This window comes from Streptomyces sp. 3MP-14 (assembly GCF_006334905.2).
Classification (GTDB): Bacteria; Actinomycetota; Actinomycetes; order Streptomycetales; family Streptomycetaceae; genus Streptomyces; species Streptomyces triticirhizae.
Window position 1 is genome coordinate 146,453 of the sequence record NZ_VDLZ02000018.1, and the last position, 22,309, is coordinate 168,761.

Sequence of the window (22,309 nt, forward strand, 5' to 3'; positions counted from 1 at the left end):
GGGTCGGCCGGCCGGGGGCGCGCGGGCGCGCTCAGGGGCGCGCGAGCTTGCGCCTCAGCTCGCGCAGCACGGGCTCCGGCACCAGGTGGGAGACGTCGCCGCCCCAGGCCGCGACCTCCTTGACCAGGCTGGAGGAGAGGAAGCTGTAGGCCGGGTTGGTCGGCATGAACAGCGTCTCGACGCCGGTGAGCCCGTTGTTCATCTGGGCCATCTGAAGCTCGTAGTCGAAGTCGCTGACCGCGCGCAGGCCCTTGACGATGGCCGGAATGTCACGCTGCCGGCAGTAGTCGACGAGCAGGCCGTGGAACGACTCGACCTTGATGTTGCCGTGGTCGCTGAGCGACTCCTCGATGAGCGCGATGCGTTCGTCGACGGTGAACAGGCCCTGCTTTGACTTGTTGACCATCACCGCGATATGGACCACGTCGTACAGCTGGGCGGCGCGTGCCACGATGTCGAGATGGCCCAGGGTGATGGGGTCGAACGACCCCGGACAGACTGCGCGGCGCAACGGCCTCTCCTCGCTCGGCCGGCCGGTCAGGGCCGGTCACCTTCTTCGTTGGGGGGTTCGTCGGGGCGTTCGTCGGGATGCTCGTTAGGATCTTCGGCGGCCTCGTGGCGGGCGAGCCCGCCGTACCAGAGGGTGCCCTCCCCGTAGCGCCGGGAACGCAGCGCGGTGAACCCGGGGGGCCAGGCGAAGTCTCCGCCCCTGGTGGGTCGTTCGACGGTGACCAGGGCGCCGTCGGCCAGCCAGCCGGTGGTTCGCAGGTCGCCCAGGATACGCGCGACCTCGGCGTCGGACACCGCGTAGGGCGGGTCGAGGAACGCCAGGTCGTAGGGCGCGGTGCCGGGGGCCGTGGCGGCGACGCGCTCCGCCTTCGCGGTGCGGGCCTCGGCGCCGGGCAGGCCCAGGGCGCGGATGTTGGCCTGGACGGTGGCGGCGGCCCTGGGGTCGCGTTCGACGAGCAGGGCGTGGGCGGCGCCCCGGGAGAGCGCCTCCAGCCCCACGGCGCCGGAGCCGGCGTAGAGGTCGATGACCCTGGCGCCCTCCAGGGACCCGAAGAGCGAGCCCCAGGTGGCGAAGAGTCCCTCGCGCGCCCGGTCCGAGGTGGGCCGCGTCCCCCGGCCCGGTGGCACGGCCAGCCGCCGGCCGCCGGCCGCGCCGGCGATCACGCGGGTCATTCGAGGGTCCTCACAGCTGGGTCGTCCTTCGGTGGTGACGTCCACGCTATACGGCGCGCCTCGGGACCCGGTGGAGAGGTGGGCGGGTGCGGTCCGGGGCGGGCGCTCGGGTGCGGTCCGGGGCGGTCAGGGTCGGGGTGGGAGGGCCCGGCGGCGGGCGGCGCGGCTGGCGCTGGCCTCGTCGGCGTAGACCTCGCACACCAGCCGGCGGTCGTCGGTGAGGTCGTGCTCCAGCTCGTAGAGGCAGACCTCGCCGCCGTCGGGCAGCAGGAACGCGTGCTGGTAGATCGAGCACCAGCCCCGGCCGGCGTAACCGGCGCGCGGCTCGGCCAGCCGGACGATGTCGTACCCCAGGGCCATGGCCAGCAGCAGCCGGGTGTCGTCGCCCGGGCGGTCCGCGTTGACGGCGCGGCGCAGTAACCGCCGCGCGTGGTCGGCCGCGTCCCGGCCCGGGTAGGCGCGGCGCCCGTCGGGCCGGCCCTCGGCAGCCAGTGCCCGGACGAACGCCTCGTCCGGGAGCGGCCCGGCGGGGCTCGACCCCTGCCACGGCGCTTCCGGCTCGGGGGCCGGGCCGGGGCGGGGGTCGGCCGAGGCCGCTGGCTGTTCGGTCATGCGGGTTCCTCCCGGTATGGCGCGGTGACGGGGCGCGACGGGGCACACACGGTAGACCGCCGACCGTGACCCGGGTGGCGTTTTCCGAAAAACATGCCGAAGGGCCTCGACCGGCCGTTCGCCACGACCCGTCGACAGTCCAACGCGCCGAAGGGCGGGGTTAGTTCGCGTTCGGCCCCTCGGTTCAGCCCTTCTCCAGGAACTCCTCGCGCTCGGCGTCCAGCAGCGCGTCGAGCGCCGTCCGCAGGGCGGGGGCCGAGGTCAGCTCCGGGTCCTGGTCGACCAGCGCGACCGCCTCGTCGCGGGCCTCGGCGATGGTGTCCTCGTCGGCGATCACGGCCAGCATCCGCAGGCTGCTGCGGCCGCCGGACTGGGCGCGGCCCAGCACGTCGCCCTCGCGGCGCTGCTCCAGGTCGATCCGGGACAGCTCGAAGCCGTCCGTGGTCGCGGCGACCGCGTCCAGCCGGGCGCGGGCCGGGCCGCCCTCCATCGCGTCGGTGACCAGCAGGCACAGCCCGGGCGCCGCGCCCCGGCCGACCCGGCCACGCAGCTGGTGGAGCTGGGAGACGCCGAACCGGTCCGCGTCCATGATCACCATCACGGTGGCGTTGGGGACGTTGACCCCGACCTCGATCACCGTGGTGGCGACCAGCACGTCCACCTCGCCGGCGGCGAAGCGGCGCATCACCTCGTCCTTCTCCTCGGGCGCGAGCCGGCCGTGGAGCACCGCGACCCGCAGGCCGCGCAGCGGGCCGCCGGCCAGCTCGTCGGCCACGTCGAGCACGGCCAACGGGGGCCGGCGCTCGGCGGCTTCGGGGTCCTGCGGGGCCTGCGGGTCCTGGGCGTCCGTCCGTTCCGTGGGCGCGGGGCCGTCCGCCGCCTTCTCACCGTCGTCGCCGATCCGGGGGCAGACCACATAGGCCTGGTGGCCGCCCGCGACCTCCTCGCGGACCCGCTCCCAGGCACGGGCCAGGAAGTGCGGCTTGTCGCTGGCGGGCACCACATGGCTGGCGATCGGCGAGCGGCCGGGAGGCAGCTCGTCGAGCACGGAGGTCTCCAGGTCCCCGAAGACCGTCATGGCGACGGTGCGCGGGATGGGGGTGGCCGTCATCACCAGCAGGTGCGGCGGGCGTTCGGCCTTGGCGCGCAGCGCGTCCCGCTGCTGGACGCCGAAGCGGTGCTGCTCGTCGACCACCACCAGGCCCAGGTCGGCGAAGGAGACGGTGTCCTCGATCAGCGCGTGGGTGCCGACCACGATGCCGGCCTGGCCGCTGGCCGCCTCCAGCAGCGCGGCGCGGCGGGCCTTCGCGCCCATCGAGCCGGTCAACAGGGCGACGCGGGTGGCCCGTTCGGCGCCGCCCAGCAGCCCGCCCTCGGCCAGCGGGCCCAGCATCTCGCGCAGCGAGCGGTGGTGCTGCTGGGCGAGCACCTCGGTGGGCGCCAGCAGCACGGACTGGCCGCCGGAGTCGGCGACGGCCAGCATGGCGCGCAGCGCGACCAGCGTCTTGCCGCTGCCGACCTCGCCCTGGAGCAGCCGGTGCATCGGGTGCTCGGCGGCCAGGTCGGCGAGGATCTCCTCGCTGACCCGCCGCTGCCCGTCGGTCAGCGCGAACGGCAGCCGCCCGTCGAACGCGGTCAGCAGCCCGTCGGCCGCCGGCGTGCGCGGGCTGGCGGGCAGCTGGGCGCCCGAGCGGCGGCGGCGGGCGAGGGCGACCTGGAGGACGAACGCCTCGTCCCACTTCAGCCGGGAGCGGGCGGCGGCGATGTCGGCGCGGCTGCGCGGGCGGTGCGCCTTCTCGAACGCCTCGGGCAGCGGGAGCAGCCCGCGCCGCGACCGCAGGCCGTCGGGGAGCGGGTCGTCCACGCCCTTCCAGCCGGTGGCGTGCAGCGAGTCCAGCAGCAGGCCGACGGCCTTGGCGATCCGCCAGGACTCCAGCTGCTTGCAGGCCGGGTAGATCGGCAGCGGCCGGCCGGCGAACTCCTCGACGGCCGAGGCGTCGCTCTCCTCGCTCTCCTCGTCGATCAACTCGTACGCGGGGTGGGAGAGTTGGAGGTCCCGCTGGAAGCGGGTGACCTTGCCGGCGAACATCCCGCGCCGCCCGGGGACCAGCACCCGCTCGTGGTGGTGGACCGCGCGGCGGCCGAAGAAGACCAGCTTGAGCCGGCTACGCCCGTCCGTGAGGGTGACCTCAAGGCGCAGCCCGCGCCCGTGGTTGAACGGGCGGCTGCGGGTGTCGGCGATCTCGGCGACCACGGTGACGTGCTCGTCGACGGGCAGCGCGCCCAGCGAGGTCAGCTCCCCGCGCTCGGCGTACCGGCGGGGGAAGTGGTGGAGCAGGTCACCGACCGTGTGCAGGTCGAGGTGGGCGGCCATCACCTTCGCGGTGGTGCCGCCGACGACGGAGGCGAGGGGATCGTGCGGCGCGGTCACGGTGCCCATTGCACACCATGGCACTGACAGCCGCCCCGCACCGGCCCGCTCACTCCACGCCGATCAGCAGGGGCGCCGACTGCTGCCCCGCGCAGACCACGGTGTCGACGCCCAGATGCCCCTGGCGGAGCCGTTCCGTCAGGCCGTCGGCCAGCCCGGCGGGCGCGTCGGCGCCGAGCACCAGGGTGACCAGCTCGCCGCCGCCCGCCAGCATCCGTTCCAGCACCTGGCCGGCGACCTCGGGGAGTTCGCCGCCGATGACCACCACATCGCCGTCCACCAGGCCCAGCACGTCGCCGCGCTGGCAGACGCCGGCCATGGTCCACGCCTGGCGTTCGGCCACGCTCACCTCGCCGAACCGGGTGGCGCCGGCCGCCGACGTCATCGCCACCACGTCCTCGTCGAAGCGCCGCTCCGGGGTGTGCACGGCCAGCGCGGCGATGCCCTGGACCGGGGAACGGGTGGGGATCACGGCGACCCGGGCGCCGGCCACCCTGGCCTGCTCGGCGGCGGCGGCCGCCGCGTGCCACAGCTCCTTGTCGTTGGGCAGCAGCACGACCTCGCGGGCCCGGGTGCCGGCGATCGCCGCCGCCAACTCCCCGCCGCCCGGCCGCTCCCCCGGCCGCACGGTCAGCGTGGTCGCGCCGGCCTCGGCACACAGGCCGGCCAGGCCGGGGCCGGGGAGCACGGCGACCACGGCGCGGCCGTGGGTCGGGCCGCCCTCCGGGCTGCCGGCGAGCGGCGGAACAGCGGGCACCAGCCCGGTGATCCGCACCCGGTGCGGGCGGCCGGCGGCGATGCCGGCCTCGACGGCGGGGCCGGCCTGGTCGGTGTGGATGTGGATGTGCCACAGGCCGTCGCCGCCGACCACCACCAGGGAGTCGCCGAGCGCGTCCAGCCGTTCGCGCAGCGCGGGGACCGCCTCGTCGGCCGCGTCCAGCAGATAGGTCACCTCGAAGCCGACGTCGGCCGCCGGCTCGGCGCAGCCGCCGCCGGCCTCGCCGGGGTGCGGCAGCGGCTGGGCGGGGCGGACCGGGCGGGCGCGGGGCGCGTCGGCCGGCGGGCCGCCGAAGAGCGCGGCGTCCAACGCGTCCAGCACCGTGACCAGGCCGCTGCCGCCGGCGTCCACCACGCCGGCGGCGGCGAGTTGGGGCAGCTGCCCGGTGGTCGCGGCCAGCGCCGCCCTGGCGGCCTCGCGGGCCGCCGCGAGCACCTCGGCCAGCCCGGCGGCCGGCGGCTCGGCGCCTTTCCGAGCGGCCTCCCGAGCGCCTTCCCCAGCGGCCAGGACGGCGGCGTCGGCCGCCGCCGTGGCCACGGTCAGCATGGTGCCCTCGACGGGATGGGCCACGGCCTGGCGGGCCGAGGCGGCGGCCCGGTCGAGGGCGGCGGCCAGGGTGGCGGGGGTGGCGGGCTCGCGCTCGGCGGCGAACACGTCGGCCATGCCGCGCAGGAGTTGCGCGAGGATGGTGCCCGAGTTGCCGCGCGCGCCGATCAACGCGCCGTGCGCCAGCGCGCGCGCCGCCTCGCCCAGGCTGGGCTCGCCCGCCTCGGCGGCGGCCACGGCCTGCGCCGCGGACTCCACGGTGAGGTAGAGGTTGGTGCCGGTGTCGCCGTCGGGCACGGGATAGACGTTGATGGCGTCGATGTCCTCGCGGGCCGCGCCCAGCGCGCGCACGGCCAGCCGGCTCCAGCGACACACCGCCCCTGCGTCGAGCGGCTGCGGCACGGGGAACCTCCCGGGCTAGGGTGAACGGCGGGTGCAGCTTATGCCCTGGTCGGGCCGCCCGGGCCAGGGGTCGTTCCGCCCACGGGGGCGATTTCGCCCATCGGGAACGCCCGGGGTATGCTGCCCCGGTTGCCTGATGCCCCTCTGTTGAGCGTCGGGCGCACTCTCCGGGGCCGCAAAGCCCCGGCTTTCCGCGTAAGTTTCTGTCTCCCGCGCCTGTCGTGGGCTGACCCGTCTTTGGAGTGACCCGTGGCTGCCAACTGCGATGTCTGCGGCAAGGGGCCGGGCTTCGGCAACAGCATCTCCCACTCGCACCGCCGCACGCCCCGCCGTTGGAACCCCAACATCCAGCGGGTGCGTACCGTGATCAATGGGACGCCGAAGCGCCTGAACGTCTGCACCTCGTGCATCAAGGCTGGCAAGGTCACGCGCTGACCCTTCGGCGTACGCGCCGATTTCCGGCCGCAGGAGCCGGCTCACCTCGCGGTGAGCCGGCTTTTTGGTCTGTCCGCCGCGCGCCGGCGGACGCGGGGGCGCTTGCCGCGCGGGTCGGGGCGCCGAGCGAGCGGCGCGACCGGCCTCCCGCCGGCCGGCGGGAGGCCGGTCGCGCGGGCTGTGCCGGTAGTCCGCGCGCCGTCGACTCCGGCACCCGGCTGTGCGGTCTCTTCTGGCGCCCGTCGGAAAGTGAACGGTTCGTTCCATGGCTGGGCCTCCTGCTGCCGGCATGGCGTCACGCCTCCGCCGGCGTGCGCCTGCGAAGCCGGTGCGCGCCACGCACGCCCCCACCGGCCGGCCGCGCGCCCCGCGCGACACCCCCGCGCTCCCCCGGTTCAGATCCGGAACCCGTGGCGCACCGGCCCGATGCCCGCGCCCAGCGGGAACCCGGCCTCGATCGCTCCGGTGACGTACGCCTTGGCCGCCGCCACCGCCGCCGGCAGCGCGTCGCCGTGCGCCAGCCGCGCGGCGATCGCGGAGGCGAGGGTGCAACCCGTCCCGTGCGTGTGCCGGTTGTCGTGGCGCGGCGCGCGCAGCCAGTGCTCGTGTGAGCCGTCGGTGAGCAGGTCGACGGCCTCCCCCGCCAGGTGCCCGCCCTTGACCAGCGCCCAGCGCGGCCCCAGCGCCAGCAGCGCCTCCGCCGCCCGGGGCAGGTCCGCCTCCTCGGTGACGCGCACGCCCGTCAGCTGGGCGATTTCCGCCAGGTTCGGCGTGACGACGGTCGCGACGGGCAGCAGCCGTTCGCGCACCACCGCGAGCGCCTCCGGCGCCAGCAGCGCGTCGCCGTGCTTGGAGACGCCCACCGGGTCGACCACCACCGGCGCGTCCACCGTGGTCAGCAACTCGGCGACGGTCTCGACCAGTTCGGCGCTCGCCAGCATCCCCGTCTTGACGGCGCGGGCGCCGATGTCGTCCACCACGGCGCGGAACTGCGCCCGCACCGCCTCCGTCGGCAACTCCCAGAAGCCGTCCACGCCCAGCGAGTTCTGCGCGGTGACGGCGGTGATCACGCTCATCCCGTGGGTGCCCAGGGCCAACATGGTCTTGAGGTCGGCCTGGATTCCGGCGCCGCCGCCCGAGTCCGAGCCGGCGACGGTGAGCACACAGGGGGGCGTCTCCATGGCCACGACCCTACTCAACGCCCCTGTTCAGCCGGCGAAGTGGTCCCAGCCGCCGGCCTTCTCCCAGGGCGCCCCGTCCACCGTGACCCGGGGCGGCGCCGCACCGCCCGGCGCCGCCGGCGCGCCCCGTCCCCGGGTGGGCAGCACCTCGCCGATCACCCGCCAGCGCGCCGGGAGCTTGGTCTCCGGCGGGAACGTGGCGACGATCGCGTGGTCCTCGCCGCCGGTGAGGACCCACTGGAGCGGGTCGACGCCGACGGCCTGCCCGATGTCGTTCAGCTGCGCCGGCATGTCCAGGGCGGCCGAGCGGATGTCGATCCGCACCTTGCTGCCCTGCGCGATGTGGCCCAGGTCGGCGATCAGCCCGTCGCTGACGTCGGTCATCGAGGTCGCACCGAGGGCGGCGCCGGCGGGCCCGGCCGGGTAGGGCGGCTCGGGCCTGCGGTGCGCCTCGACGAAGGCGCGGGGGGAACGGAACCCCCGGGAGAGCACCGCGTGCCCGGCGGCCGACCACCCCAACCAGCCCGTGACGGCGACCAGATCGCCCGGCCTGGCCCCCGTCCTGGTGACCGGCTCCCGGCCGGCGAGGTCCCCCAGCGCGGTGATGGAGACGATCACCGTCTCGCCCCGCACCACGTCCCCGCCGGCGACCCCGGCGCCCGCGACCTGGCACTCGTCGCGGATGCCGTCCATCAACTCGACGGGCCAGGTCGCCGGAAGCTCGGCCGGCACCACAAGTCCCAGCAGCACGGCGCTCGGTGTGGCCCCCATGGCGGCGATGTCGGCGAGGTTCTGCGCGGCCGCCTTGCGCCCCACGTCGTAGGCGGTGGACCAGTCACGGCGGAAGTGGCGGCCCTCGACCAGGATGTCGGTGCTGGCGACCACGCGTCGGTCGGGTGCCGCGACCACAGCGGCGTCGTCCCCCGGGCCAAGCCGTACCGCCGGGGTCCCGCTGATCCGGGAGGTCAACTCCCGGATCAGCCCGAACTCCCCGAGCGCCCCCACACTGCCCTTCACGTGAAGCCTCTCCTCATGCTCTGTGTGCGCCGACCGGTGCCTCGATCCGCCCGACCGACGCCGAACGCTGTCTCCCGGCGCAGGTCATGACGCGCTACGGTAGCGCCCCCGATCCTCGTAGCCGCTGTGGAGGACCCGTGGTGCAGGCATACATCCTGATCCAGACCGAGGTGGGCAAGGCGTCCACCGTGGCCGATGTGATCTCCAAGATCCCGGGTGTCATCCAGGCCGAGGACGTCACCGGGCCTTATGACGTCATCGTCCGCGCGGAGGCCGGCACCGTGGACGAACTGGGCCGGCTGGTGGTGGCCGAGGTGCAGCGGGTGCCGGGGATCACCCGCACCCTGACCTGCCCGGTGGTCCATCTGTAGCGCTTGGTTATGCTCCCGGCGTGACCGTCCGCCGCGTGACCCCCACCGTACGCCGCGCCCTGCCGACCGTTCGCGCCGTCGGCCTGGGCGTGGGCGTCGTGCTGACGCTGGCCGCCTGCTCGTCGGCCGCCGGGACGCCCGACGTGGAGGTGCCGGCGCCGAGCGGCGAGGCCGCCGCGGCCTGCCGGGCGCTGGCGGACGAGCTGCCGGACGTGGTGGACGGCCAGGAGCGCCGGGCGTTGGACGAGGAGACCCCGTATGCGGCCGTCTGGGGTTCGCCGGGCATCGTGCTGCGCTGCGGCGTGCCCGAGCCGGCCCAACTCGACGCGGACAGCGGGGAGTACGACCCGACGCACGCCGACATCGTGGGCGTCAACGAGGTGTCCTGGCTGCTGGAGGAGGTCTCGGGCGGCAAGCGGTTCACCACCACCGAGCGAACGGTGTGGGTGGAGATGACCGTGCCGGACGACTACGCGCCCGAGGTCAACCCGCTGCTGGACGTGGCCGCGCCGATCGACCGGCACATACCGCTGGACGAGCTGTACCGGCCGGACGACGAAGGCACCGACGACGGTGACGCCGAGGGCCACGAGCACCACCACTGAACGTGCCGCCACCGAACGTGGCGGCCGGGCCGCTACCGCAGCCCGGTGGGCCGGCGCAGGGCGGCCTGGATCAGCAGGTCGATCAGCTCCGGGTAACTGACGCCCGTCGCCTCCCACATCCGGGGGAACATCGAGATGGGGGTGAACCCCGGCATCGTGTTGATCTCGTTGATGACGAACTCGCCGTTCTCCAGCAGGAAGAAGTCGGCGCGCACCAGCCCCTCGCAGGAGGCGGCCTCGAAGGCCTCGACGGCGAGCCGCCGGACCTCGGCCGTCTGCTCCTCGGTGAGCGGGGCGGGCACCAGGCCCTCGGCCGAGTCGATGTACTTGGCCTCGAAGTCGTAGAAGGCGTGGCTGGAGACGGGCGGGATCTCCGCCGGCAGGCTGGCGCGCGGCCCGTCCTCGAACTCCAGCACGCCGCACTCGATCTCGCGCCCCACCAGCTGCGCCTCGACGACGACCTTCGGGTCGTGGCGTCGCGCCTCCTCGATCGCCTCGGCCAGCTCCTCGGGCCCGGTGACCCGGCTGATGCCCATCGAGGAGCCGGCCCGCGCCGGCTTCACGAAGACCGGCCAGCCGTGCTCGCCGGCGAACGCCTCGATCCGGGCCAGCGCGCCGGCCCGGTCGGCGGCCCACTCGCGGGGCCTGACCACCAGATAGGGGCCGACGGCCAGGCCGAAGGAGGTGAAGACCCGCTTCATGTACTCCTTGTCCATGCCGATCGCCGAGGAGAGCACCCCGGCCCCGACATAGGGCACCCCGGACATCTCCAGCAGGCCCTGGAGGGTGCCGTCCTCGCCGTAGGGGCCATGCAGCACGGGCAGCACCACGTCGACCTCGCCGAGGTCCTTGGGCACCGATCCCGGCTCGGCGTAGACCACTTCGCGCCGCCCCGGGTCAACGGGCAGCATCACCCCGCCGCCGCCCGGCTCGGCGATGCCCTCGACGCTGGGCAGCGTCCGGTTGGCGATCGCCATCCGCTCGGGCTCGTCGGCGGTCAGCGCCCAACGCCCGTCCAGCGTGATGCCGATGGGCAACACGTCGTAACGGGACCGGTCGATGGCCCGCAGCACGGCGCCCGCCGTCACGACGGAGATGGCGTGTTCGGAGCTGCGGCCGCCGAAGACCACGGCCACACGCGGCTTGCTGCGCTCGGAACGGACGGGGGAAGAGGACTCGCTGCTCATCACTCTCGCAGGTTACCTAACGTGATGGCGGTCGTCAGCGGTGCTCGGCCTTGGCGGTTCGCGACATCAGTTCCTTGACCGCGACCCGGGGCGAGGTGCCCTCGTGCACGATGCCGACGACGGTCTCCGTGATCGGCATCTCCACGCCGTGACGGTGCGCCAGATCCAGCACGGAGCGGCAGGACTTGACGCCCTCGGCGGTCTGCCGGGTGACGGCGATGGTCTCCTCGACCGTCATGCCGCGCCCGAGGTTGGTGCCGAAGGTGTTGTTGCGGGACAGCGGCGACGAGCAGGTGGCGATCAGGTCGCCCATGCCGGCGAGGCCGGCGAACGTCTTGGGGTCGGCGCCCATCGCGAGCCCGAGCCGGGAGGTCTCGGCCAGTCCCCTGGTCATCAGCGACGCCTTGGTGTTGTCGCCCAGGCCCATCCCGTCGGCGATGCCCACGGCCAGCGCGATCACGTTCTTGACGGCACCGCCGAGTTCGCAGCCGACCACGTCCGTGTTGGTGTAGGGCCGGAAGTACGGGGTGTGGCAGGCGGACTGGAGGCGGCGGGCCACGGACTCGTCGCGGCAGGCGACCACGGCGGCGGCCGGCTGGCGTTGGGCGATCTCGCCCGAGAGGTTGGGCCCGGAGAGCACGGCGACCCGTTCCGGGCCGACGCCGGCGACCTCCTCGATCACCTCGCTCATCCGCTTGGCCGTCCCCAACTCCACGCCCTTCATGAGGGAGACGAGCACCGTGTCGCTGGCCAGCACCCTCGACCAGCGGGCGAGGTTCTCGCGCAGCGTCTGGGAGGGCACGCACAGCACGGTGAACTCGGCGCCCTCGGCCGCCTCGGCGGGGTCGGTGGTGGCGCGCACCCCGCTCGGCAGCCGGAGGCCGGGCGCGTAGTCCGGATTGGCACGTTCGGAGTTGATGGACGCCACGACGTCCTCCCGGCGTGCCCAGAGCGTCACCTGGCAGCCGGCATCGGCCAGGATCATGGCGAACGCGGTCCCCCAGGAACCGCTGCCGTAGACGGCGGCGTGTGTCACTCGGCCTTCTCCTTGTCGGGCGGGCTCACGGGCGGGCTCGGCTGGACCGGCGGCTGGCCCGGCGCCCTGCGGTAGACGAAACGCCTGGCCGGCGGCGTCTCCTGACGGATCTCGGCGAGCAGCGCGGTGATGGCGTCCATGATGCGGTCGGTCACCTCGCGCAGCAGCTCGACGCTCGGCTCGCGGTCGTAGAACTCGCTGAGGTCCACCGGTGCGCCGGCGACCACCACCAGTGTCCTACGCGGAAAGAGCCGCAGCCGCCGCTCCTTGGCGTAGGGCGGCATCGCCTCGTGCGCGCCCCACTGGGCAACGGGGATCACGGGGGCCCTGGTCGCCATCGCGACCCGCGCGGCGCCCGTCTTGCCCTCCATGGGCCACAGGTTCGGGTCCCTGGTGAGGGTGCCCTCGGGATAGAATGCGACGCACTCTCCCTCGCGCACGGCCGTGACGGCGGCCCGGTAGGCGTCGGCCGCGTCGGTGGTCTCGCGGTAGACCGGGATCTGGTGGGTGCCCCGCATGAAGCGGCCGACCAGACCATGCTGGAACAGGGCGTTCTTGGCCAGGAATCGTGGCACCCGGCCGGTGTTGTACTGGTAGTGCGCATAGGAGAGCGGATCGAGATACGAGTTGTGATTCACCACCGTGATGAATCCTCCGTCGGCCGGAATGTGGCCCATTCCCCGCCAGTCCCGCTTGAAGAAGATCCGCAGCACCGGTTTTACCAGAAATGCTGCGAATCGGTACCAGAAGCCGATTCTGCGGCGAGACACTCGGTCACCATCTCCCTCTTGCACTGTTCCGACGCGGCCCGCTGCGGACGGCCGCCCAAGTGTGGCCGTGGGTCCTGGGCCTGTCCAGCGCATCGCCGCCGCGCCACCACCCTCACCCGGCACCCTAGTCCGCGTGGCGCCGCCGTACCGCACGCGTGTGCGGCCCCGGGCGCCGCACCCGCGCGGCCCGGCTCGCTCCGGAACGCGGGCACGAGAGGAGAATGACGCGGTGCGCGACAGTGAGTGGGGGCTCGTCGTCCCCCTGAAGCCGCTCGGCGCGGCGAAGAGCCGGCTGGCCGACGCGGTGGCCGACGCCGAGCGGCGCACCCTCGCCCTGGCCTTCGCGAAGGACACGGTGGCCGCCGCGCTGGCCGCCTCGGCGGTGCGGAATGTGGTGGTTGTCACGAACGATCCGACGGCCGCGCGTCACCTCGCCGCCCTGGGCGCCCGGATCGTTCCCGACCTGCCGGACGCCGGGTTGAACGCGGCGCTGGAGCACGGCGCCGCCGCCCTGCCGGGGCGGGCGGTCGCGGCGCTCAACGCCGACCTGCCGGCGCTGCGGCCGGCCGAGTTGACGCGGGTGCTGCGCGCGGCGTGGCGCCACCGGCGCGCCTTTCTGCCGGACGCGGCCGGGGTGGGCACCACGCTGTTGGCGGCACGGCCCTCCGTTCCGCTGGAGCCCGCCTTCGGCGGCGCCTCGCGGCGGCGCCATCTCGCCTCCGGGGCCGTGGAGTTGCCCTCGACCGGCGTGCCGAGCGTGCGGCGGGACGTGGACACGGCCGCCGATCTGCGGGCCGCGCTGGAGCTGGGCGTCGGCCCGACGACGGCCGCCTGTCTGGACGAACTCCCGGCGCTGCGCGGGAAGTTCGCGCCGGTGGGACCGGAGGGCCCGGACGGGACGCGCGGGGCGGGGCGTCGAAGGGACGCCGTCAGAACGTCTGGAGCGTCAGAAAGCTGACCCGGCGCCGGTCTCCCTCGCCGGAGACCTCGATCCGCAGCCGCTGTCCCGGACGCAGCAGCCGCAGGCCGCCGGCGTCGAAGGCGGCGGCGTCGAACTCCAACGGGGTGCCGTCGTCGAGCAGCACGCTGCCGGCGCGGGTCTCCGGGTCGAAGGTGAATGCGGTGGCCTGCATGGCCCGAGCCTAGCCGCTGTCCGGCGGCCGCCGGCAGGCGCCCGCGAGCGCCGGGTGCGGAGCGGCCGCCCCGAAAAACAGCTGCGGGCCGGGCTCCGATGAGGGGAGTCCGGCCCGCGGGCGATCGTGCGGGGCCGTCACCTGCGGCGCGAGGTGGCCTTCTTGGCGGTGGTCGCACGGGACGATGCCCGCTTGGCCGGAGCCTTCTTCGCGGTCGTCTTCTTGGCCGGAGCCTTCTTGGCGGTGGCCTTCTTCGTGGTGGCCTTCTTGGCGGAGGACTTCTTGGCCGCCGCGCCGCGACCGGTCGTCTTCTTCGCCGCCGAGGTCCGCTTGGCGGTGGCCTTCTTGGCGGCGGCCTTCTTGGTCGCCGCCTTCTTTGTGGTGGTGCCGCCGGAGAGGCTGCCCTTGGGGGCCTTCTTCACCGCGACGTCGTTCTTCGGGAGCTTCTTCGTCCCCGAGACCAGGTCCTTGAAGCCCTGGCCCGCGCGGAAGCGAGGCACCGAGGTCTTCTTGACCCGAACCCGCTCGCCGGTCTGCGGGTTGCGCGCGTAGCGGGCCGGCCGGTCGACCTTCTCGAACGAACCGAAGCCGGTGACCGAAACCCGCTCACCCGAGACGACCGAGCGGATGATGGCGTCGAGCACGATATCGACGGCGTCGGCCGCCTGCTGACGACCGCCGAGCTTGTCCGCAATCGCTTCTACGAGTTGCGCCTTGTTCACGTCTTCCCCTTCGCAGGCATTGCTGGAACGAATGTGTTCAAGCTTTTTCGCACGTTAGGCAGATATATTCCGCAAATCAAACGCGAAACGGGCGAATCACCCTTGTGTCGCAACGAACTCGACCCATCACGGAGTTCCGTCATGGCCGCCGGTGCGATCCGAGGGCAGTCGACCCTGGTCCACGTCCGCCATCAACCGCTCCAGCCGACGGGCCGCACCGGGCAGATCCCGCTTGGTCGCCGCCGTGATGACCAGCAGCTTGTGAGCCAGGGCCTGCCGTACGTCCTCGGGAACTTGCAGATCCCGCACCGTCCGGTGCGCGTCCTTCAGTCGAGCGGCGACGCGGTCGTAGAGTTCGAGTTGACCGTCGCGTTCCATGCGGCCGATTGTGCCACCTTGGGCCGGTTATCGCCCCCTAAGCCCCCCAACGCCCGTGTCGCGCCTGCCAACACGGGTGCGCCCCCGCAGGTCAAACCTGCGGGGGCGCGATCGCTGACGGAACGTCAGACTGCCTGTGTGCGCGGCTTGTAGACGGGGCGTCGGCTCTCGAAGTCGGCGATGTCGCCCTCGTGGCGCAGGGTGAGGGAGATGTCGTCCAGGCCCTCCAACAGGCGCCAGCGAGCGTTCTCGTCAAGGTCGAAATCGGCCTCGATCCCCGGGGCGGTGACCGTGCGGGTCACCAGGTCCACGGTCACCTCGGTGTTGGGCTCGCGCTCGACCAGATCCCACAGCGCCTCGACCGTCGACTGCGGCAGCACGACCGTCAACAGGCCGTTCTTCAGGGAGTTGCCCCGGAAGATGTCGGCGAAGCGGGGGGAGATCACCGCCTTGAAGCCGTAGTTCTGTAGGGCCCAGACGGCGTGTTCACGCGAGGAGCCGGTGCCGAAGTCGGGCCCGGCGACCAGCACCGTGGCGCCCCGGTACGCCTCCTGGTTGAGCACGAACTCCGGGTCCCTGCGCCAGGACTCGAAGAGGCCGTCCTCGAACCCGTCGCGGGTGACCTTCTTCAGCCAGTGCGCCGGGATGATCTGGTCGGTGTCCACATTGGAACGGCGCAGCGGAACCGCCCGGCCGGTGTGGGTGGTGAAGGCTTCCATGGATCAGACCTCCGCGAGGGTGGGAACGTCGGCCAGGTCGGCGGGCGAGGCGAGGCGGCCGGTGAGGGCGGTGGCGGCGGCGACCTGGGGGGAGACCAGGTGCGTGCGGCCGCCCTTGCCCTGCCGGCCCTCGAAGTTGCGGTTGGAGGTGGAGGCGCAGCGCTCCCCGGGGGAGAGCTGGTCCGGGTTCATGCCCAGACACATCGAGCAGCCCGCGTGCCGCCACTCGGCGCCGGCGGCGGTGAAGACCTTGTCCAGGCCCTCCTCGACGGCCTGGAGCGCGACGCGGACGGAGCCGGGAACGACCAGCATCCGCACGCCGTCGGCGATCCGCCGGCCGCGCAACACCTCGGCGGCCGAGCGCAGATCCTCGATCCGGCCGTTGGTGCAGGAGCCGACGAAGACGGTGTCCACGGCGATCTCCCGCAGCCGCTGGCCCGGGGCCAGGCCCATGTACTCCAGGGCCTTCTCGGCCGCGACCCGGTCGGTGGGGTCGTCGAAGGACGCCGGGTCCGGCACCGCCTCCGACAGGGGCGCGCCCTGGCCGGGGTTGGTGCCCCAGGTGACGAACGGGGCCAGCGTGGCCGCGTCGATGACGACCTCGTGGTCGAAGACCGCGTCCTCGTCGGTGCGCAGCGTCCGCCAGTACTCGACGGCCGCGTCCCAGTCCTCGCCCCGGGGCGCGTGGTCACGGCCCCTGAGGTAGGCGAAGGTGGTCTCGTCCGGGGCGATCATGCCGGCGCGGGCGCCGGCCTCGATCGACATGTTGCAGATGGTCATCCGGGCCTCCATCGAGAGCTTCTCGATGGCCTCGCCCCGGTATTCGATGACATAGCCCTGGCCGCCGCCGGTGCCGATCCTGGCGATGATCGCCAGGATGAGGTCCTTGGCCGTCACGCCCGCCGGCAGTTCGCCGGTGACGGTGACCGCCATGGTCCGGAACGGGGCCATGGGCAACGTCTGGGTGGCCAGCACGTGCTCGACCTGGCTGGTGCCGATCCCGAAGGCCAGCGCGCCGAACGCGCCGTGGGTGGAGGTGTGGCTGTCGCCACACACCACGGTGGTGCCCGGCTGGGTCAACCCCAGTTGCGGGCCCACGACATGGACCACGCCCTGCTCGGCGTCGCCCAGCGAGTGCAGCCGGACGCCGAACTCGACGCAGTTCTTCCTGAGGGTCTCCAGCTGGGTGCGGGAGACCGGGTCCGCGATGGGCTTGTCGATGTCCAACGTCGGGGTGTTGTGGTCCTCGGTGGCGATCGTCAGATCCGTCCGACGCACCCGCCTCCCGCTCTTGCGCAGCCCGTCGAAGGCCTGCGGGCTGGTGACCTCGTGCAGCAGGTGGAGGTCGATATAGAGCAGGTCGGGCTCACCCTCCACCCGCCGGACGACATGGTCGTCCCAAACCTTCTCCGCCAGTGTCCGTCCCATCGCATTCCCTCCGGGCTTGCCGCCGATCCGCTCCGCCGTCCGCTCCCCCGAGCGCGGACGGTGGCCTGCCCGGCGCGCGACGCCGAGCACCTCACCAAGAGTGGCGCGTCCGCCGGAAATTTGAACTTGCGTTTCACACTGTGAGACGCGAGTATCGTTGCATGGACAGTTCGGAAAGCAGCGGAGTGGGCGTCCTCGACAAGGCGGCCCTGGTCCTGGGCGCCCTGGAGTCCGGTCCCGCCACCCTGGCGGGGCTGGTCGCGGCGACGGGGCTGGCCCGGCCGACCGCGCACCGGATGGCCGTGGCGCTGGAGTACCACCGGCTGCTGGCCCGTGACATGCAGGGCCGCTTCGTGCTCGGGCCCCGGCTCGCCGAGTTGGCGGCCGCCGCCGGCGAGGACCGGCTGCTGGCCACCGCCGGGCCCGTGTTGACACAGCTACGCGACGTGACGGGCGAAAGTGCCCAACTCTACCGGCGCCAGGGCGACCGCCGGATCTGTGTGGCCGCCGCCGAGCGGCTCTCCGGGCTGCGCGACACCGTGCCCGTCGGTTCCACGCTGCCCATGAAGGCCGGCTCCGCCGCCCAGATCCTGCTCGCCTGGGAGGAGCCGGAGCGGCTGCACCACGGCCTCCAGGGCGCCCGCTTCACGGCGACCGCGCTCTCCGGGGTGCGCCGGCGCGGCTGGGCCCAGTCCATCGGCGAACGGGAGCCGGGCGTTGCCTCCGTCTCCGCGCCCGTGCGCGGCCCGTCCAACCGCGTGGTAGCCGCCGTCTCCGTCTCCGGCCCCATCGAGCGACTGACCCGGCACCCGGGCCGGATGCACGCCCAGGCGCTCCTGGAGGCGGCCGGCCGCCTCACCGAGGCGCTCAAGCGCGGCACCACCGGCTGAGGCCGCTCCTCGGAGGCGGCCCGGCGCGCGCTCAGCCCCGTGCCTCCGAGGCGCCCTGGTCCGCCGGGCGCCCCAGACGCTGCCGCAGCCGGTCCCCACGCCCGGCCACGGGTATCAACTCCGTGGCCGCGCCCAGCCCCACGGGCGGCATGTTCAGATAGACGGACTCCGCCGAGCCGGCCGGAACCACAAAGGTCTCGTGCCAGAAGCCGATCCGGGAGCCGGATCTCAGCCGGCGGTTCAACTCGGCCCAGGCCGGCCGGTGCTCCCCGTCCGAGTCCGAGGCGTAGGCCAACAGCGGCTCCAGGCCCGACCAGTACTGCACCACGAAGATCTCCCTGACCGGGCTCAGGCACAGCCGATAGCCCAACATCCCGCGCTCCCGCTCGCGGGACAGCTCCCGCAGCATCGCGGGCATGGCACGGAAGACCGGCCACCACTCGCGGACCCGCCAGAAGCGGGTGATCCGCATCCCCACCAGAAACACCACCAGCTGCTCGTCGACCCGGGCCGTCATCCGCTCGCGCGCGATCGTCGCCGCCATGGCACACACCTCCCCTTCTCTCGTGGCCGCCCGCCCGACGCGGCCCAACTCCCCCACCACGGCGGCGAGAAGAGCGAGCGACGCGGAACGGAACGCGCCGGTCGCGGCACCGTGAACGGCGCCGACCCCACATTGGATAGCATCACTATCCATGCTTAGATAGTGCCACTCTCCCACCGATCGCGCAAGGGGTGTACGAATGCGGCTCTCGGAGCTGAGCAGGCGCAGCGGGATGTCGACGGCGACGATCAAGTTCTATCTGCGCGAAGGGCTGCTGCACCCCGGGAGGCGGATCACCAGCACCCAGGCCGACTACGACGAGGAGCACCTGCGGCGACTGACGCTGATCAGGGCGCTGATCCAGGTCGGTGGGATCTCGGTGGCCGACGCCCGCGCGGTGTTGGCCGCCGTCGACGACGCCTCGCTCGACCAGGTCTCCCGGATGGGCACGGCCGTCGCCGCCCTCCCCCAGGTGCTGCCGGCGCCCGCACCGGACGACGCGGAGGCGGTCACGGCCGACCTGGTGGCCAGAGAGGTGCAGGAGCGGCTCGGCTGGCGCGTCGTCCCGGAGAACCCGGCGCACCAGGCGCTGGTCTCCGCCGTCAGCGCCCTGCTGCGGCTGGGCTATCCCTGCGACGGCGAGGCGCTGTTGCCCTACGGCAAGCTGGCCGAGCGGCTGGCCGAGCACGAGCTGGCGCTGATCGACAAGTTCGCCGCGCCCACCACGCAGTTGGAGGCAGCCGTGGCGCTCACCGTGCTCTACGAGCCGGTGCTGCTGAGCCTGCGCCGGCTGGCCCACGCCGAGCAGGCCACCCGCCGCCTGCGCGAGGACGCCCTTCCCCGGGAGGACGCGCCCCGCGCCTCGGACTGAAGGGACGCACAACGCCGAGCGGCCTCCCGCCCCTTGGGGCGGAAGGCCGCTGGTGGATCATGTACCCCCGACCGGATTCGAACCGGCGCTACTGCCTTGAGAGGGCAGCGTGCTAGGCCGCTACACAACGGGGGCTCCCGCAGAGATCCCCGGAAGGATCTCCGTACCCCCGACCGGATTCGAACCGGCGCTACTGCCTTGAGAGGGCAGCGTGCTAGGCCGCTACACAACGGGGGCATGATCTTGCGAAGTGCTTGATACAAGATCGCGCTGGGCTACCAGGACTCGAACCTAGACTAACTGAACCAGAATCAGTCGTGCTGCCAATTACACCATAGCCCACCAAAACGCAACCCCGACCGGGGGTTTTGCTTGGGTGACCGCTGTTGTTCGGGGTGTTGAGCCCCTCAGCGGCAGAAAGAACACTACCCGATGGGGGACGGTGCACCAAAACGAGATGGGCCTCGCGGGCTCCGTCCCCCGTCCGTGGTCAGCCCGCCAGCCGGCCCAGGGCGGCGTCGACCCGGGCCAGGGTGCGCTCCCGGCCCAGGACCTCGAGCGACTCGAAGAGCGGCAGCCCTACCGTGCGCCCGGTGACCGCCACCCGCAGCGGGGCCTGCGCCTTGCCCAGCTTGAGCCCGTGCGCCTCCCCGGCGGCCAGGACGGCCTCCTTCAGCGGCTCGGCCGTCCAGGAGTCCAGCTCGGCCAGCCCCTTCGCGATGCTGGCCAGCACCGCGTCGGCACCCGGCTTCATCGCCTTGGCCCAGGACGCCTCGTCGATGGCCGGCTCCGGCAGGAACAGGAAGTCCACGTTGGCCGTGATGTCGGAGAGCACCGTGACCCGCGTCTGCGCCAGCGGGGCCAGCGCGGCGAACGCCGCCGGGTCGTAGTCCTCGGGGCGCCAGGGCGCGTGCGGGGCGCGCAGCCAGGGCTGGCAGACCTCGACGAACTGCTCGACGGTGAGCCGTTCCCTGATGTGGGTGGCGTTGATCGCCTCGCACTTCTTGAGGTCGAAGCGCGCCGGGTTGGCGTTGACCGCGGCGATGTCGAAGGCGGCGACCAGCTCGTCCAGGCCGAAGACGTCCCGGTCCTCGGCGAGCGACCAGCCCAGCAGGGCAAGGTAGTTGAGCAGCCCCTCGGGCAGGAATCCGGCCTCGCGGTAGCGGTTGAGCGAGGACTGCGGGTCGCGCTTGGAGAGCTTCTTGTTGCCCTCGCCCATCACATAGGGCAGATGGCCGAAGGCGGGCACCGCGCCGGAGCCCACGCCGATCTCGGCCAACGCGCGGTAGAGCGCGATCTGCCGGGGCGTGGAGGAGAGCAGGTCCTCGCCGCGCAGCACGTGGGTGATGCCCATCAGCGCGTCGTCGACCGGGTTGACCAGGGTGTACAGCGGGGCGCCGTTCGCGCGGACGATGCCGTAGTCGGTGACGTTCTCCGGGGCGAAGGTCAGCTCGCCCCGCACCAGGTCGGTGAAGCCGATCTCGGTGTCCGGCATCCGGAACCGGACGATCGGCTCGCGGCCCTCGGCGCGGTAGGCGGCGGCCTGCTCCTCGCTCAGCGTGCGGCAGGCGCCGTCGTAGCCGGAGGGCCGGCCGGCGGCCCTGGCGGCCTCGCGGCGGGTCGCCAACTCCTCGGGCGTGCAGTAGCAGTGGTAGGCGTGCCCGGCGGCCAGCAGCTTCGTGGCGACGTCGGCGTAGATCTCCATCCGCTGCGACTGCCGGTAGGGCGCGTGCGGGCCGCCGACCTCGGGGCCCTCGTCCCAGTCGAGGCCCAGCCAGCGCAGCGAGTCCAGCAGCGCGCGGTAGGAATCCTCGGAGTCCCGCGCTGCGTCGGTGTCCTCGATGCGCAGCACCAGGGTGCCGCCGTGGTGGCGGGCGAACGCCCAGTTGAACAGGGCGGTGCGGACCAGCCCGACGTGCGGGTCGCCGGTCGGCGAGGGACAGAAGCGGACCCTGACCTCAGTCACGGCGCACCACCTTGTTGGTCAGGGTGCCGATGCCCTCGATGCTGACGGCGACCTCGTCGCCGACCCGCACGGGGCCGACGCCGGCCGGGGTTCCGGTGAGAATGACGTCCTGCGGCAGCAGGGTCATCGACTCCGTGATGTGCACAATCAGATCCTCCACCGAGCGCACCATCTCGCTGGTGCGCCCCAACTGTCGCTGCTCGCCGTTGACCGTGCACATGATGGCCAGGTCCTCGGGGTCGAGCTGGGTCTCGATCCAGGGGCCGAGCGGGCAGGCCGTGTCGAAGCCCTTCGCCCTGGCCCACTGCTTCTCGCGCTGCTGAACGTCGCGCGCGGTCAGGTCGTTGGCGCAGGTGTAGCCGAGGATCACCTCGCGGGCACGCTCCCTGGGCACGTCGCGGCAGAGCCGGCCGATGACCACGGCCAACTCGGCCTCGTGGTGGACGTCGGAGGAGATCGAGGGGTAGCGGATCTCGTCGCCGGTGCCGATGACCGAGGTGGACGGCTTGAAGAAGGTGACGGGAACGTCGGGGACCTCGTTGCCCAGCTCCCGCGCGTGCTCGGCGTAGTTGCGGCCGATGGCCACCACCTTGCTGGGGAGCACCGGCGGCAGGAGCCTGACCTCGCTCAGCGGGACGCGGTGGCCGGAGCGTTCGAACTCGGCGAACGGATGGCCCTTGATGATGTCGAGCTGGAGCCCGTTCTCGTCGGTCGGCTCCCCCTCCACCACACCGAATCCGACGGTGCCGTCGATGGAGAATCTGGCGATGCGCACGCTGGGTAGTCCCTCACTGGCCTGCTCGGAGTGGCGCGGCCCGGCCGAGCCCGGCTCGCGCCCGGAAACCTGCGGGCCCCAGCCTAGGACACCGGCGGGCGCGACGAGGACGGCGCCTCCCGAACCGCGCGTTCGGGAGGCGGGGGAACGAGGGAGGTGGCGGAGCGTGCGGCCGCGCGGCGGCTCAGCGCAGGCGGGCCATGAGGGCGTGTTCGACGAGGGTGATCAACGCGCTCTTCGCCTCCGCGCGATGCCGCGCGTCGGTCGTGATGATCGGCGCGTCAGGACCGATCTGCAACGCCTCCCGCACCTCCTCCGGAGAGTACGGCT

General features: G+C 73.1%; 24 protein-coding genes, 3 tRNA genes and 1 pseudogene. 6 read left to right on the forward strand and 22 right to left on the reverse strand.

Features of this window, described 5'->3' with window-relative positions:
- Positions 1 to 31: 31 nt before the first annotated feature.
- From coaD to FH609_RS26495, 5 genes are all read right to left on the reverse strand, one after another.
- Positions 32 to 511 (reverse strand): pantetheine-phosphate adenylyltransferase, encoded by a 480-nt coding sequence (coaD, locus tag FH609_RS26475; protein ID WP_193318064.1) that lies wholly within the window; start codon positions 509 to 511, stop codon positions 32 to 34.
- 26 nt (positions 512 to 537) lie between these two features.
- On the reverse strand, positions 538 to 1,182 hold the full coding sequence (rsmD, locus tag FH609_RS26480) for a 16S rRNA (guanine(966)-N(2))-methyltransferase RsmD (RefSeq protein WP_139672641.1): 645 nt from the start codon (positions 1,180 to 1,182) through the stop codon (positions 538 to 540).
- 126 nt (positions 1,183 to 1,308) lie between these two features.
- Positions 1,309 to 1,794 carry a DUF6227 family protein gene (locus FH609_RS26485; protein WP_139672638.1) on the reverse strand — a complete coding sequence of 162 codons (486 nt, stop codon included), beginning with the start codon at positions 1,792 to 1,794 and terminating at the stop codon, positions 1,309 to 1,311.
- Positions 1,795 to 1,978: 184 nt separating this feature from the next.
- Positions 1,979 to 4,234, reverse strand: a complete 2,256-nt coding sequence (gene recG, locus FH609_RS26490; RefSeq protein ID WP_139672635.1) for an ATP-dependent DNA helicase RecG — start codon at positions 4,232 to 4,234, stop codon at positions 1,979 to 1,981.
- A gap of 40 nt (positions 4,235 to 4,274) precedes the next feature.
- Positions 4,275 to 5,951: a DAK2 domain-containing protein gene (locus FH609_RS26495; RefSeq protein ID WP_139672632.1), complete on the reverse strand. Its 1,677-nt coding sequence runs from the start codon at positions 5,949 to 5,951 to the stop codon at positions 4,275 to 4,277.
- Positions 5,952 to 6,200: 249 nt separating this feature from the next.
- On the opposite strand from FH609_RS26495, the gene rpmB reads away from it, so the two are divergent.
- Positions 6,201 to 6,386 carry a 50S ribosomal protein L28 gene (gene rpmB / locus FH609_RS26500; protein WP_122185494.1) on the forward strand — a complete coding sequence of 62 codons (186 nt, stop codon included), beginning with the start codon at positions 6,201 to 6,203 and terminating at the stop codon, positions 6,384 to 6,386.
- A 395-nt stretch (positions 6,387 to 6,781) separates the two neighbouring features.
- On the opposite strand, the gene thiD is transcribed toward rpmB, so the two are convergent.
- Complete coding sequence (gene thiD, locus FH609_RS26505) at positions 6,782 to 7,567, reverse strand: bifunctional hydroxymethylpyrimidine kinase/phosphomethylpyrimidine kinase (protein WP_139672630.1); 786 nt, start codon at positions 7,565 to 7,567, stop codon at positions 6,782 to 6,784.
- 27 nt (positions 7,568 to 7,594) lie between these two features.
- Complete coding sequence (locus FH609_RS26510; protein WP_139672628.1) at positions 7,595 to 8,584, reverse strand: thiamine-phosphate kinase; 990 nt, start codon at positions 8,582 to 8,584, stop codon at positions 7,595 to 7,597.
- Between the two features lie 137 nt (positions 8,585 to 8,721).
- On the opposite strand from FH609_RS26510, the gene FH609_RS26515 reads away from it, so the two are divergent.
- Both FH609_RS26515 and FH609_RS26520 read left to right on the forward strand, forming a co-directional pair.
- Positions 8,722 to 8,955, forward strand: a complete 234-nt coding sequence (locus FH609_RS26515; RefSeq protein WP_122185497.1) for an Lrp/AsnC family transcriptional regulator — start codon at positions 8,722 to 8,724, stop codon at positions 8,953 to 8,955.
- Between the two features lie 35 nt (positions 8,956 to 8,990).
- A complete protein-coding gene (locus tag FH609_RS26520) occupies positions 8,991 to 9,560 on the forward strand; it encodes a DUF3515 domain-containing protein (RefSeq protein WP_226961965.1) in 570 nt (189 codons plus the stop codon).
- A gap of 32 nt (positions 9,561 to 9,592) precedes the next feature.
- On the opposite strand, the gene FH609_RS26525 is transcribed toward FH609_RS26520, so the two are convergent.
- The 3 genes from FH609_RS26525 to FH609_RS26535 are packed head-to-tail and all read right to left on the reverse strand — an operon-like array spanning position 9,593 to position 12,553.
- Complete coding sequence (locus FH609_RS26525) at positions 9,593 to 10,747, reverse strand: D-alanine--D-alanine ligase family protein (protein ID WP_139672626.1); 1,155 nt, start codon at positions 10,745 to 10,747, stop codon at positions 9,593 to 9,595.
- Positions 10,748 to 10,781: 34 nt separating this feature from the next.
- On the reverse strand, positions 10,782 to 11,783 hold the full coding sequence (locus FH609_RS26530) for an NAD(P)H-dependent glycerol-3-phosphate dehydrogenase (RefSeq protein ID WP_139672623.1): 1,002 nt from the start codon (positions 11,781 to 11,783) through the stop codon (positions 10,782 to 10,784).
- Positions 11,780 to 12,553 carry a lysophospholipid acyltransferase family protein gene (locus tag FH609_RS26535; protein WP_139672620.1) on the reverse strand — a complete coding sequence of 258 codons (774 nt, stop codon included), beginning with the start codon at positions 12,551 to 12,553 and terminating at the stop codon, positions 11,780 to 11,782. Before FH609_RS26535 ends, FH609_RS26530 begins: the two co-directional genes overlap by 4 nt.
- Before the next feature lie 229 nt (positions 12,554 to 12,782).
- Between FH609_RS26535 and cofC the strand changes: the two genes are divergently transcribed.
- The gene (cofC, locus tag FH609_RS26540; protein ID WP_226961966.1) at positions 12,783 to 13,511 is read left to right on the forward strand and encodes a 2-phospho-L-lactate guanylyltransferase; all 729 of its coding nucleotides are present in this window, start codon (positions 12,783 to 12,785) and stop codon (positions 13,509 to 13,511) included.
- On the opposite strand, the gene FH609_RS26545 is transcribed toward cofC, so the two are convergent.
- The 5 genes from FH609_RS26545 to leuC all read right to left on the reverse strand — a co-directional run bounded on the left by FH609_RS26545 (position 13,483) and on the right by leuC (position 16,933).
- On the reverse strand, positions 13,483 to 13,686 hold the full coding sequence (locus FH609_RS26545; RefSeq protein WP_122185502.1) for a hypothetical protein: 204 nt from the start codon (positions 13,684 to 13,686) through the stop codon (positions 13,483 to 13,485). The two genes, cofC and FH609_RS26545, sit on opposite strands and share 29 nt — an antisense overlap.
- Positions 13,687 to 13,823: 137 nt before the next feature.
- The gene (locus FH609_RS26550) at positions 13,824 to 14,408 is read right to left on the reverse strand and encodes an HU family DNA-binding protein (protein WP_139672614.1); all 585 of its coding nucleotides are present in this window, start codon (positions 14,406 to 14,408) and stop codon (positions 13,824 to 13,826) included.
- 126 nt (positions 14,409 to 14,534) lie between these two features.
- Positions 14,535 to 14,786, reverse strand: coding sequence for a hypothetical protein (locus FH609_RS26555; protein WP_139672612.1), 252 nt, complete (start codon positions 14,784 to 14,786; stop codon positions 14,535 to 14,537).
- A 125-nt stretch (positions 14,787 to 14,911) separates the two neighbouring features.
- Positions 14,912 to 15,505, reverse strand: a complete 594-nt coding sequence (gene leuD / locus FH609_RS26560; RefSeq protein ID WP_139672609.1) for a 3-isopropylmalate dehydratase small subunit — start codon at positions 15,503 to 15,505, stop codon at positions 14,912 to 14,914.
- Between the two features lie 3 nt (positions 15,506 to 15,508).
- Positions 15,509 to 16,933, reverse strand: a complete 1,425-nt coding sequence (gene leuC / locus FH609_RS26565; protein ID WP_139672606.1) for a 3-isopropylmalate dehydratase large subunit — start codon at positions 16,931 to 16,933, stop codon at positions 15,509 to 15,511.
- 161 nt (positions 16,934 to 17,094) lie between these two features.
- On the opposite strand from leuC, the gene FH609_RS26570 reads away from it, so the two are divergent.
- Positions 17,095 to 17,823, forward strand: coding sequence for an IclR family transcriptional regulator (locus tag FH609_RS26570; RefSeq protein WP_139672603.1), 729 nt, complete (start codon positions 17,095 to 17,097; stop codon positions 17,821 to 17,823).
- Between the two features lie 31 nt (positions 17,824 to 17,854).
- On the opposite strand, the gene FH609_RS26575 is transcribed toward FH609_RS26570, so the two are convergent.
- Positions 17,855 to 18,367, reverse strand: coding sequence for a DUF4188 domain-containing protein (locus tag FH609_RS26575; RefSeq protein WP_193318063.1), 513 nt, complete (start codon positions 18,365 to 18,367; stop codon positions 17,855 to 17,857).
- A gap of 199 nt (positions 18,368 to 18,566) precedes the next feature.
- On the opposite strand from FH609_RS26575, the gene FH609_RS26580 reads away from it, so the two are divergent.
- On the forward strand, positions 18,567 to 19,238 hold the full coding sequence (locus FH609_RS26580) for a MerR family transcriptional regulator (RefSeq protein WP_139672601.1): 672 nt from the start codon (positions 18,567 to 18,569) through the stop codon (positions 19,236 to 19,238).
- 62 nt (positions 19,239 to 19,300) lie between these two features.
- Here FH609_RS26580 and FH609_RS26585 read toward each other — a convergent pair.
- The 6 genes and pseudogenes from FH609_RS26585 to FH609_RS26610 form a co-directional block, all read right to left on the reverse strand.
- Positions 19,301 to 19,373, reverse strand: a tRNA-Glu gene (locus FH609_RS26585).
- A gap of 29 nt (positions 19,374 to 19,402) precedes the next feature.
- A tRNA-Glu gene (locus FH609_RS26590) sits at positions 19,403 to 19,475 on the reverse strand.
- 33 nt (positions 19,476 to 19,508) lie between these two features.
- Positions 19,509 to 19,580, reverse strand: a tRNA-Gln gene (locus FH609_RS26595).
- A 148-nt stretch (positions 19,581 to 19,728) separates the two neighbouring features.
- The gene (gene gltX / locus FH609_RS26600; RefSeq protein ID WP_139672598.1) at positions 19,729 to 21,204 is read right to left on the reverse strand and encodes a glutamate--tRNA ligase; all 1,476 of its coding nucleotides are present in this window, start codon (positions 21,202 to 21,204) and stop codon (positions 19,729 to 19,731) included.
- Entirely contained in the window at positions 21,197 to 21,979 is a 783-nt protein-coding gene (locus FH609_RS26605; RefSeq protein WP_139672595.1) for a fumarylacetoacetate hydrolase family protein, read from the reverse strand. Before FH609_RS26605 ends, gltX begins: the two co-directional genes overlap by 8 nt.
- A gap of 184 nt (positions 21,980 to 22,163) precedes the next feature.
- Positions 22,164 to 22,309: pseudogene (locus tag FH609_RS26610) on the reverse strand (ATP-binding protein); the annotation flags it as partial.

Excerpts from the sequence above, each read along its gene's own strand:
- thiD (WP_139672630.1), bottom strand. The coding sequence starts at position 7,567 with ATGGAGACGCCCCCCTGTGTGCTCACCGTCGCCGGCTCGGACTCGGGC.
- FH609_RS26485 (WP_139672638.1), bottom strand. The coding sequence starts at position 1,794 with ATGACCGAACAGCCAGCGGCCTCGGCCGACCCCCGCCCCGGCCCGGCC.
- FH609_RS26570 (WP_139672603.1), top strand. The coding sequence starts at position 17,095 with ATGGACAGTTCGGAAAGCAGCGGAGTGGGCGTCCTCGACAAGGCGGCC.
- rsmD (WP_139672641.1), bottom strand. The coding sequence starts at position 1,182 with ATGACCCGCGTGATCGCCGGCGCGGCCGGCGGCCGGCGGCTGGCCGTG.
- leuD (WP_139672609.1), bottom strand. The coding sequence starts at position 15,505 with ATGGAAGCCTTCACCACCCACACCGGCCGGGCGGTTCCGCTGCGCCGT.
- FH609_RS26525 (WP_139672626.1), bottom strand. The coding sequence starts at position 10,747 with ATGAGCAGCGAGTCCTCTTCCCCCGTCCGTTCCGAGCGCAGCAAGCCG.
- FH609_RS26555 (WP_139672612.1), bottom strand. The coding sequence starts at position 14,786 with ATGGAACGCGACGGTCAACTCGAACTCTACGACCGCGTCGCCGCTCGA.
- leuC (WP_139672606.1), bottom strand. The coding sequence starts at position 16,933 with ATGGGACGGACACTGGCGGAGAAGGTTTGGGACGACCATGTCGTCCGG.
- FH609_RS26545 (WP_122185502.1), bottom strand. The coding sequence starts at position 13,686 with ATGCAGGCCACCGCATTCACCTTCGACCCGGAGACCCGCGCCGGCAGC.
- FH609_RS26580 (WP_139672601.1), top strand. The coding sequence starts at position 18,567 with ATGCGGCTCTCGGAGCTGAGCAGGCGCAGCGGGATGTCGACGGCGACG.
- recG (WP_139672635.1), bottom strand. The coding sequence starts at position 4,234 with ATGGGCACCGTGACCGCGCCGCACGATCCCCTCGCCTCCGTCGTCGGC.
- FH609_RS26575 (WP_193318063.1), bottom strand. The coding sequence starts at position 18,367 with ATGGCGGCGACGATCGCGCGCGAGCGGATGACGGCCCGGGTCGACGAG.